This is a genomic window from Streptomyces sp. NPDC006134, from assembly GCF_040628835.1.
Taxonomy (GTDB): domain Bacteria; phylum Actinomycetota; class Actinomycetes; order Streptomycetales; family Streptomycetaceae; genus Streptomyces.
In genome coordinates this window covers 22249-32857 of record NZ_JBEXTV010000077.1, presented here as the reverse complement: position 1 = coordinate 32857, position 10609 = coordinate 22249, and the positions used below count along the sequence as shown (strand labels likewise).

General features: G+C 72.6%; 5 protein-coding genes and 3 pseudogenes. 5 read left to right on the top strand and 3 right to left on the bottom strand.

Annotation, left to right across the window (positions count from 1 at the left end; all coding sequences use genetic code 11):
* Nucleotides 1-100: 100 nt before the first annotated feature.
* Nucleotides 101-268, top strand: a pseudogene (locus ABZ340_RS33215) (transposase); the annotation flags it as partial.
* Between the two features lie 229 nt (nt 269-497).
* Here the strand turns inward: ABZ340_RS33215 and ABZ340_RS33210 are convergent.
* The gene (locus tag ABZ340_RS33210) at nt 498-2813 is read right to left on the bottom strand and encodes a beta-L-arabinofuranosidase domain-containing protein (protein ID WP_358785597.1); all 2316 of its coding nucleotides are present in this window, start codon (nt 2811-2813) and stop codon (nt 498-500) included.
* Between the two features lie 2212 nt (nt 2814-5025).
* On the opposite strand from ABZ340_RS33210, the gene ABZ340_RS33205 reads away from it, so the two are divergent.
* A complete protein-coding gene (locus tag ABZ340_RS33205; RefSeq protein ID WP_358785596.1) occupies nt 5026-5865 on the top strand; it encodes a LuxR C-terminal-related transcriptional regulator in 840 nt (279 codons plus the stop codon).
* Between the two features lie 156 nt (nt 5866-6021).
* Here ABZ340_RS33205 and ABZ340_RS33200 read toward each other — a convergent pair whose 3' ends face one another.
* The gene (locus ABZ340_RS33200) at nt 6022-6660 is read right to left on the bottom strand and encodes a hypothetical protein (protein WP_358785595.1); all 639 of its coding nucleotides are present in this window, start codon (nt 6658-6660) and stop codon (nt 6022-6024) included.
* A gap of 881 nt (nt 6661-7541) precedes the next feature.
* On the opposite strand from ABZ340_RS33200, the gene ABZ340_RS33195 reads away from it, so the two are divergent.
* Both ABZ340_RS33195 and ABZ340_RS33190 read left to right on the top strand, forming a co-directional pair.
* Nucleotides 7542-7976: a hypothetical protein gene (locus tag ABZ340_RS33195; RefSeq protein ID WP_358785594.1), complete on the top strand. Its 435-nt coding sequence runs from the start codon at nt 7542-7544 to the stop codon at nt 7974-7976.
* Nucleotides 7977-8876: 900 nt separating this feature from the next.
* Nucleotides 8877-9572: a L,D-transpeptidase family protein gene (locus ABZ340_RS33190; RefSeq protein ID WP_358785593.1), complete on the top strand. Its 696-nt coding sequence runs from the start codon at nt 8877-8879 to the stop codon at nt 9570-9572.
* A 46-nt stretch (nt 9573-9618) separates the two neighbouring features.
* Here the strand turns inward: ABZ340_RS33190 and ABZ340_RS33185 are convergent.
* Nucleotides 9619-9745, bottom strand: a pseudogene (locus ABZ340_RS33185) (gfo/Idh/MocA family oxidoreductase); the annotation flags it as partial.
* A gap of 260 nt (nt 9746-10005) precedes the next feature.
* Here ABZ340_RS33185 and ABZ340_RS33180 point away from each other — a divergent pair.
* A pseudogene (locus tag ABZ340_RS33180) lies at nt 10006-10406 on the top strand (DDE-type integrase/transposase/recombinase); the annotation flags it as partial.
* Between the last annotated feature and the right edge of the window lie 203 nt (nt 10407-10609).

Here is a 10609-nt window from a genome sequence, read left to right as displayed (position 1 = left end):
CCACCCCCCAGGTCATCCGTTCGACAGGGGGCAACAGTCATGCCGGGCCCGGAGGCCAGCAGCCCTCTTGCAGGACCGCGGAAAACATAACGGGGCTCACACCGGACCTTCGCCGGTCGACCGTGGCGGCCTCGGCGGCAAGCGCCACCTGATCACCGACCGGCGCGGAACGCCCCTTGCGGTGTCGGTGACCAGCGGAAACCGTCACGACGTCACCCAGCTCATGCCCCTGCTGGACACGATCCCCCGCATCCGCGGCCCGGTGGGCCGGCGCCGTACGAGCGGCCTCGATCGCGTCCCTGCCGCGCCGCCGGGCACGGTCCCGCCGGGCTCATGACGAGCCGCTGCTGTCGTCCTCGCCGAACAGCGGTACTCGGTCGGTGCTGAGGCCGGTGCGTGCGCGGTGCCGGCGGGCAGGGTGCCGCCACCGTCCCGCGCTGTCGCGGGCAGTGACCGCGTCCCGGTCGGCGGCCGGCTTCGGCACGGGTGCGGCCCCGTCAGCCGCGCACGACCCGCCAGCGGTTGTCGGCCGTTCCGTTGTCCGGGTCCTGGACGGCGAAGGCGCCGACGGCGGTGGAGCCGTTCTCCACGCCGAGCAGCTTGCCGCTGTGCACATTGCGGATCTTGTACGTGCCGTCACCCTGGTCGAGAAGGAGCCACCGGTGGTCGGCGGTGCCGCTGTCGGACCACTGGAGGACGGGGGCGCCGTCGGCCGTGGACATGTCCAGCACGCCGAGCACCTTGCCGCTGTGGACGTTGCGGAACCGGAAGGCGTTCCCGTCGGGGACCATTTCCCAGTTGTGGTCGGCGGTGCCGTTGTCGTGCCATTGGAGGGCTCGGGCGCCGTCGGCGGCCGACATTCCGTCGATGCCCAGCACGAGGCCGCTGCCCGCGTTGACGAGGCGGACCGCGCCGGCACCACTGGTGTTCCAGTAGACGGTGTAGTTGTGGCCCTGCGCGTCGTGGAAGGGCCCGAGGCGTACGGTGGCGCCGTCGGCGGTGGCGGTGAAGGCGAGCGCCGTGGCGCTGGTCCGCTTGATCGAGGACACGTCCAGGGCCGGGAGGGCGGTCAGGGCGGTGTCGCCGTAGTCGCCGGACAGTACGACCGGGCCGTAGGTGACCGCGCCGACGCCGGGGTTGTCGTTGGCGGGCCGCACCGCGGTCCGCATGGGCAACCGGACCGTGACGGTGTCACCGGAGGCCCAGACGCGGTCCAGCGTCGCGTAGCTGCCGGGGTTCACGGCGATCCTCTGCACGGTGCCGTTGACGCTGACGACGGCCCCCGTCGTCCACCCGGGGATACGGATGCGCATCACCCACTTCCCGCCGGCCTCGCCGGTGACCCGCAGGGTCGTGGTGTCGCCGGCCGGGTACGTGGTGGTCTGGGTGACGGTGATGCCGCGCTGCGTCCAGGTGAGCACCGAGGGAACGAACATGTTGACCGTCAGCGTGGTGCCGGAGTGGAAGTACACGGAGTCCATCAGCCGGGTGTGTATCTCCACTCCCGTGCCCTGGCAGCACCAGAAGGTGGTGTAGTCGGTGCTCCAGGTACCGCCGCCCCACGCCGGGCCCACACCACGCCGGGCGCCGGGCTTGAGCGGGGTGAAGTAGGTGACGTGGCCGTGCGGATCGGCCGGGTTCTGGTTGCCGATGATGTGGTTGAGCCAGGCTTGTTCGTAGTAGTCGAAGAGCGCGGCCCGGTCCGGCGTCAGCGTGAACAGCTCCCGGGTGAGCGTGAGCATGTTGACGGTGTTGCAGCTCTCGCAGGTGTCGTCGGTCAGGTGGGAGGCGATGGCGTTCGGAGCGCGGAAGTGCTCGGCCTGGCTGTTGCCGCCGATGGCGTAGGTGTGCGCGGTGACACACATGTTCCAGGCGTTGGTGGCGATGTCCCGGTAGCGCGTCTCGCCGGTGGCCTTGTACGTGCGGATCGCGCCGATCCACTTCGGTACCTGGGTGTTGGCGTGCAGTCCGGCCAGCGCGTCCCGGTTCGCCGCCAGGGGGTCGAACACCGCGGCGTGGTCGAAGCGCCGGGCGGCGGTGAGCCACCGCGGGTCACCGGTCTGCTGGTACAGGTCGCTCAGGACGGCGTTCATGCCCCCGAACTCGGTGCCCAGCATGGCCTGCATCTGCGCGGTGCTCAGCCGGCCGGTGCGGGTGTCGACCCAGCCGGCCAGGGCGAGCAGCACGTCGCGGGCCTGGGTGCTGCCGAGGTGCCGCCACACGTCCAGCAGACCGGTCATCGTCTTGTGGATGGTGTAGTACGGGACGTTGCCGTTCCTCAGCGTACGGGCCTCCAGCGCGGCGAAGTCGGACTCGGGATAGCCGGAGAGGTATCCGGCGCCGAAGCCCGCGGCGCCGTTGTTGGCCTGGCACTTGGCCAGTTCGGCGACCATGTACAGGGCCTTGTCGCGGACTGCCGTGTCGCCCGTCACGGCGTGCAACTGCGCCCAGGCGGTGAGGAAGTGGCCCTGGACGTGGCTGCGGAAGGGGAAGTCGGGGGCCTCCCAGCCGCCGGTGGCGGCCGCGCCCTTGGTGGACAGGCGGTGATTGGCGCGGAAGTTGTACAGCAGCCGGTCGACGTCGACGTACCGGAGGTAGGCCGCTGTGCGGTTCTGGTTGTCGAGCCACCGGCTCGCGGTCAGCCGGACCTGCCCGAGGCCGAAGGGGAGCGCTTTGGTCCCGATGTCGCCGCGGACCGGGGGGAGGGATGCCGCCCGGGCGGCGGGGACGCCGGCGAGGGGACCGGTGGCGGAGGCGGCGGCGGTGACTCCGGCGATCTTGAGCAATCGCCGTCTGCTGACGTTGGAGGACATGGTGTGCCTTTCGTGTCGGTGGTCCGGACGAGGAGGAAGGACCGGTCGGGGGTGTACGGCTCGCCGGCCTGGCAGGGGGCGAGCCGCGGATGGTGGTGGACGTGCAAGGGCGCGCCGCCGGTCTGGGCGAAGGGGGGCATCGTGCGGCGCGACGTGTGACCGCGGGCCAGGAGGGCCGCCTGCGCGGGCGTGGCGGCCGGCGGGCCGGTGAGCGGTGCGGTGGCCGCCGCGGCCGTGGTGGTGAGGGCGGCTGCGAGCGGGCTTCTGCGATGCGGGCGGGCGACCGGGTCCATGGCGGGGGATTCCCTGGGGATGCCAGGTACGCGTTTGCGGGAAGAAGGCACGTCGGCGTCGGGAGACCCGCGTGCGGCGGGCCCGCCGCCGTGCCGGCTCGAAAGAGCCGAACGCCGATGTGCTCGGCCGTTCCCGCCGGAAGGCGGCGGTGGCGAGCCTGCGCCGCTCCGGCGCGGCATCGTCGGCCGCTCACCCGTGAGGGCGGGAAGCACCCGGGCGGCAACCGGCGTTCGACACAGGCATGGGGGTACTCCATCGCGGCTCGGCCGGGGGACCGCCACACGGCGTCGCGCTGCCTCTCCGACTGTGCGAAGAGCCAGGATGCGCTGGTGCGAACCTCACCGGGACGAAACGGGGTGGCACAGGTGGTACAGGTGCTTTGGTGCGCGGATCCGTCGTGCAGCCGTGCGGGGATCTGCCGTGCACCACGGATGCCCAGGGCCGATCTGGTTCGAAATATCGAACTGTGGTCGATTTCTCAGACGGGGATGATTCAGGTAGTGACGAGGGATCGCAATACTCCCGGCAGAAAAAGTTTCCGTTCTCCGCCCGAACTTCCGGAATCCCGGTGATCCGGACGGCGAACCCCCGGCGCCGTCGCCGGCGGATGCCGCAGGGCCGGGGCCGGGACGAGCGGGCCCGCCTCGCTCCGCCGACGCCCTGACCACCCGGGGCCCTGCGGCGCGCCGCGCGGACCGCCCGGGCTCCCGCCCCCGGCCGCACCCCGTCGCCGTGCCCGCCGCCCCAAGCCCTGCCCGGAACCGTCCCCCCAGGGCCGGAAGACCGGCCGCGGGCGGGAGCAGACGACCGACGTCGGCACGGTGGAGCAGAACCGCCGGTCGGCCGAGGCCGCCGCAGCCGGGACAGGGCGCGGGCGTCGCGGTGGGCGACGGCGCTGCCGATCCGGCCCTGCCGGGCGCGGGGCTGTCGGGACGCACCGGCGGCGAGGCGGTGCCGGGCCGTCCTGAACGAGCCACCGTGGACCTGGTCCGCTTGGCCGCCGTCAAGACGGCCGCCGTACTCCGGGACGGCATCCGGGACCGCGCCGTCGCCCACGGCACCCGGCCGCAGCCCGCCCCGGCACCGCCGGAGCAGGCGCCGGTGAGCGGACGGCAGCCGTACGCGGTCCGGCTCTCCGCGAAGGTGCCCGCCGCCCTGCGCGGGCACGCCGAGGAAGCGGCCCGGGACGTCCTGGACACGCCGGCCGGATCCCCGTGGGGCTCCCCGCAGTGGGACGCCGGTGCCCCGAAGGCGCGGACGTACGGATCGCGTCCGTCGGCCGGACCCCCTTCTACGGCGTGGAGTTCGCGCATGCGCCTGAGTACGCGTACTCAGACCGGCCGCGCCTCTCACTCTGGTGACGCCGGCCTCCGTAGCTCACGATCGGGTGTTCCTGCACCGAAAGGGGTTCCGATGGGCCGGCACCCGCTCCAGCTTCGTACCGCGACGCCGGTCGACCTTGAACGGATCTCCGAAGTGCGTCACCGGGTGTACGCGGAAGAGCTGGGGCAGCATGCGGTGAACCCGGCGGGACGGCTTCACGACGGGCCCGACGGGGACAACGTCCACCTCGTCGCGGCCAGGAGACCGGGCCGCATCGGCTTTGTGAGCGTCACTCCGCTCTGGCTGGGCCGGTACGCGCTCGACAAGTACCTGACCCGTGACGAGTTGCCGCTCCTGGACAAGGACGACCTGTTCGAGGTGCGTGTCCTCACCGTCGAACCGCGCTGGCGAGCCACGGCGGCAGCCCTGTTGCTGATGCACGCCGCGCTCCGCTGGGTCGCCTCCCGGGGCGGCCGCGAGGTCGTGGCGATGGGCCGTACCGACCTGCTCGACATGTACCCGGCCGGCCGGCCTGCGCCCGGTCGGCCGTACCGTCCACAGCGGTGCCGTGACGTTCGAGGTGCCGACCGGCCGCGTGACAGAGCCGGCACGGCGCGCGATGAGCCGGCACGGCACCCTGCCGGAGCGTCTGCGGTCCGCGGTGGACTGGCGGCTCGACATGGCGTTCGCGCCTCGGCCGGACGGCTGCGAACACGGAGGTGCCTCGTTCACCTCCGTCGGCACGGATGTCCGCGCCCTGCACAGGCGCCGGCAGGTGGTGGCCGCCGATGTGCTGGACGCCTGGTTCCCACCGGCCCCAGAGGTGCGGGCGGTGCTGGCGGAAGACCCGGCCTGGACGGCCCGTACCTCGCCGCCGGCCGGTGCCGAGGGTCTGCTGCCGGAGATCTCCTCGGTACGGTCGCTGCCAGCGGAGACACTCGCGGTCGGCGCCGGTTCGTCCGACCCGATCTTCAGGGCGTTCGGCCACTGGCTGACTCCGCACAGCAGGGTGCTGCTGACCGATCCCTGCTACGGCGAGTACGCCCACGTCACGGAGACGGTGACCGGGTGCCGGGTGGACCGCTTCCGGTCGCGCCGCGAGGAGGACTGGCGCATCGGCCCGGACCGACTGTCCGCCGCCGTCGGATCCGGCCGGTACGACCTCGTGGCGGTGGCCAGGCGCAGTACCGCCAGGGCGGTGCCGTCCACCCGCGCCGGCAACGGGCCGGCGGAGCTGACCAGCCGCGAACGCGAGGCGGTCGCCCTGGCCGCACAGGGCCTGTCCCACGACGAGATCGCCGGCCGCCTGGTCGTCAGCCCGTCGACGGCCACGACCCATATCAACCGGGCCATGGCCAAGCTCCACGCCCGTGACCGCGCCCGGCTCGTCGTCCTCGCCCGCGCATCCGGCCTGGCGGCCCCGCGCAACGCCTGACCCTGCGCGCCATCGGCCACCAAGAGCGTTACGGCGCCTCGTCGCCCAGGACCGCGGACCAGCTCCGTGAACGCCTTGCGGAGAGAGGTTGCCCGTACTGGTGGATCGTTGGCAGAGGCGGGCGGTCCGGGAGTCTGTCCGTGGCAGGGTGCCTGGCTATTCCCGCTCGGGACGCAACAGGACCTCGCTGCCTATGGGGGTGAATCCGCAGGCGAGGAAGGCGCGTAGGGAGCGGGCGTTGCCGGGGGAAACGGCGGCGAAGACCGGGCAGGCTTCCGGAATCAGGGAAAGAGCGTCGGTGAGGAGCGACCGCCCGTGTCCTTGGCTGCCGTCCCGGACGTCGTGGAGTTCGATGCTCAGCTCGCGCCGCCCGGCGAGGCCGTCGGCCAGGGTGATCAGGCCGCGTTCGTCACCGTGGACTTTGACGTTCGTCCGCAGCTCCCGGGCATGGCGGACGCGTGGGTGGCCATCCGCGTCGGTCAGCTCCGCCAGGCGCGGCGGGCCGCCCGTGCCGCGCGCCGTGAGCGTCGCGTCGGTGACGCCGATCCAGCCCTTCGGGCCGGCCAGGTGCCGCAGGAAGTCCGGCGAGAGGGACGCACCGAAGCCATCCGGTCCTTGGGCGTGCACGGCCTGGCGGGTCATGGCGGTGGCGATGACGGCGTGGCCGGTGAAGGCGACCGAGCACTCGAGTCCTCCGGGCAGAGGCGGTAACACCGTTACCCGGCCGTCGGCCGGCGGGAAGCAACCGTCGGCGGCGGCCATGAAGAACGTCAGGAGCGGATGCGATGCGCCCACGGTTGCCCACCTGTCTGTCGAGGAAGCCGGCAGGGGGCAATTGTCGGACGATCCCCGTGGATCGGTCGAGGCCGATCATGCTGCGAGGGTTTCCGGGTGGTGGACGAGCCGGTGATTCTCGGCCTCCAGGACCTGGACGAGCCGGGCGGTGCGGACGAGCACGGACAGGATCGGCGACAGTCGCTTGAACGCAGCTCCCGACGGTTCGCTCGGGGTGGATCGCTCGTGGCCCTCCCCTCGGTCGGTACCTGTCTCGCCGCTCTCGCTCGACGTGGTGCTGCCCGTGCCGCGGTCGTGGGATTTGGCGCCGTGCGGGACGGCAGGAGCCGGGCCGGTTCCCGGGCGCCGTCCTGTATGTCCTGCGCGATCTCGGCGATGATCTCGTCGTCGGCCGAGGGGACGTGGACAGCGGCGCGGGAAGCCGCAGACGACCGGGGGGCCGGCGGCTCCGGCTCTGCGGTACGGGGCGCGGGGGCTTTGGCGGCGGTGCCGCCGCGGCGCTGGTGGGCCGCTGCTGACCGGCGCCCCGCTGCACTCCGACGGGAAGCCCGCCCTCCTCTCCCTCGCCTGCGAAGCCGGCCTGCGGTGCAACAAGCTCACCCACGAGCCCACCGGCCCCCAAGACTTCTTTTACGCCCTGGTCAAACTCCGCGCCCCTCGTCCCGAAGCCGCTCGGGTCCGAGCAGCCGAACAGCAGCAGGACCCGGCGCGCCTCCGTGCCGAGCACGCCGACCTGCGCACCCGGGCCCGGCTGCCGGCCCGGGTGATCCAGGTCCTGGAGGCTGAGAATCACCGGCTCGAAGAGACCGACGAGCAGCTCACTGCCCAGATGGCCGACCACGCCTCGGCGGCCGGCCTCAGCCGACGGCGCCGGCGTCGTCGTGGTCGCCCTCGCCGCCCGCGGCCGCTGGCCGGGCCCTTGGCGGCCGGTGTTCATCGGCGCCGTACGGGCCTGCCCGTTCTCCCACCCGCTGCTGGACCGGGCGGAGGGCGCCCCCGACGGCCGGCTGCGCCGGGGCTGGACGGCGCGCTGCCTCTCGGTCGACCTGCCCGCGACGGGACTGCCGACCCTGGCGTCGTTCCTCCTGCCCGGCGGTGACACCGAGCCGTCGCCGCAGCAGTGGGTGGGGCTCCCGGCGTTCCTCGGCTCGCCGGCCGCGCTGGTGGTGCGCGCGCCGTTGCAGGCGGCAGCGGAGGAGTACGTGCTCCGGGGCCGGCTGTCGCAGGCAGTGGGCGGATTCCTGCGCTCACCGTGGTGCGCGGTGCCGCCGCAGGCGGCACTGTTCGCCACCGCGCACGGCTGGGGCACCCCGTGAGGCTTCGCCGACCTGGCGGTGTTCGGCCTGGTGGCGGGGTGGCTGACGGTGCGTTCGACAGGGACCGCCTGGAGTGAGCGCCGGCCAGCCAGCCGCTCACCAAGATCGGCGTCTCCACGGCCACCACGCCCCGCCGGCGCACTGCCCTGTGCAAGCGCATGGCCGACCGGCCCGGACCCGAGTGGATCGACAACCGGCCTTGGATCTTCCGGCCCTTCGTCCATGCCGAACTCCTCGGCACCGACGGTGGCTTCGAGCGCATCGGCATGCGGACCACGACCGGCGACGAGGCCGAGCACGGGGTGGCCCTGCGTCGCGTGGACGGCACCGGACTGCACATCGGTCTCCGGCCCGAGTCCCCCGAGGCCCCGCTGGAGACCATGCGCCGCCCTCGGGTCGTCGAGCCGCTGTCCGAGCGGGAGTGCCCCGTGCGGCTGCTGCACCACTACACGCTGACCGGGGGAGTTCCCCGACGGCGCGAGAGACCACCGCACGCGTCATCGACACGGTCGTGGAGGGCGAGATCCTCGTCGGAGGCGTCGTCCACGTACAGCTCGGCTGCCGTCTCCGGCAGCCTCCCCGCGAACACGGCGGCTTCCTCCACCTTGGTGGAACGTCACCACGGTGCGCAGGCTGTACGCGGCCTGTACCGGAGGGACGTCTGCAGGAGCGCCAGCAGGTGGCCCCACCGCACCAGCGGCAGACGGTCTGGGAGTGGGCAGACACCGGCTGACGGGGCGGCCGACGGGCCGGGGTGCCCGATGGCGTTGTCACTGTTTCGTCGCGAAAAGGGCGCGGCGGGCAACCGAAGCCGCCGGGCGACGGTCTAGCAGACAAAAAGCCCACCACGGGCGATCTTCCGCCCGCTTCGACCGCTTCCGAGGGAAAGGCTGACCTGCCATGGGGGACACGCGCAGACGAGGAGCCGTCGCACTCGGGGTCACCGCACTGGTGGCACCGCTCACGCTCGCGCTCGGCACCACGCCGGCCCAAGCGGCGAGCTGCACCACGCAGACGGGGCCGTACCAGAAGAAAGTGGAGAAATTCCTCGGCCGCCCGGTCGACGGCAAGCAGTCCACTGCCGACTGCAAGGCGATCCGCGCCTTCCAGACCAAGCACGGCATCAAGCCCGACATAGGTTACGCGGGCCCCGTCACCTGGGGCGTGATGGACCTGATGCAGAAGCAGAAAGCCGTCGGGAAGAACCCGAACAAGCCGGGTAAGTGCCCGGTCGACAAGGGCCGGATCGCCTGCGTGAACCTCACCCTCCAGTTGAGCTGGATCCAGGATGGCAAGAAGCTGGTCTACGGCCCCGTACCGGTCCGCACCGGCCGTGACGGCCACGAGACCCGCACCGGCCTGAAGAAGATCTACTGGCGCAACATCGATCACCACTCGACCATCTACGACGTGCCGATGCCCTACAGCCAGTTCTTCGACGGCGGCCAGGCCTTCCACTCGGCCGGCGTCAGCATGTGGAACCCGCCGGGCTCGCACGGCTGCGTCAACATGACGAAGACCGACGCCAAGAAGTACTGGTCGCTGCTGAAGAAGGGCGATGACGTCTACGTGTACGGCCGCAAGCCGGGCACCTGACGGTCAAGCCGGGCACCTGACGGTGACGGGCACCCGGCTCGCGTGGCTGTGGCGCCTCTCCGAAGCCCGGGGTGCCCAGCCTGCCCCGCCCTGCCGTGCGGAGTCGTGCGTGACGGCGCCCGGCAGGGTGGAACGGGCCGCGATCCACATGTTCACGCCGTAGGTGACGTCCGCGCCTCGACACCGGGATCGCGGGCTGCGCGGTCATCGGCCGAGGCCGCCTCGACCCCGTCGGCCGTGCCAGGCCGCGGGGGCACCGGCCAGCCGCAGACCGGACGTAATGGTGCTTCGGCCGCCGGTGGAACCGATGCCGGCGCAGGCCCTCGACCCGGTGCCCGCACCCGGCGTGCTCCCCGATGAGCTGCGATTCCAGCCGAAAACCGATGGCTGCCGGGCGCTCGTCTCCACGCTGTGGCCGTCGCCCGGCCCGACGCTCGTGCAGAGCCGCCGGGGCACCGCCGCGGCCAAGCGCTTCTTCCGCCGCCTGATGAAGAGGACGCACGCGGTGCCCCAGGGGGTCATCACCGGCAAGCTCCGCTCCTACGGCGCCGCCCGCCGCGAGGTCATGTCCTCCGCGGAGCACCACTCGCACAAGGGGCTGGACAACCGGGCGGAGAACAGCCGTCAGCCGACGAGACAGCGTGCACGGGCGACGAAGGGCTCCCGCTCGGTGGGCGCCACCCGGAGATTCCCGTCCGCGTTCAGCGGTATCCCGCCCCGCTTCCGGCCCCGCCGCCACCTGATGGGCGCGCACGCCTGCCGAGCCGAGACGGCCGCCCGCTTCGCCATCTGGGCCGGATCGCCGGCGCTGCCGGCGGGCCCGCCACGGCCTGAACACAAGACCGGACCGCAAGCCCACCACACCCCCGGCACGCCGACAGACACCGGCCCACCCCACGATGTGACAGCGCCCCTCGACCTGATGAACGCTACGAGGGCGGCGACCCACAGACCGGCGCCGCGGGTGCCGGTGCCGAGCGAGGACCTCACCATGCGGCGGCCCGGTCCGGCGCGGATTTCCGTACGGATGGGACGGA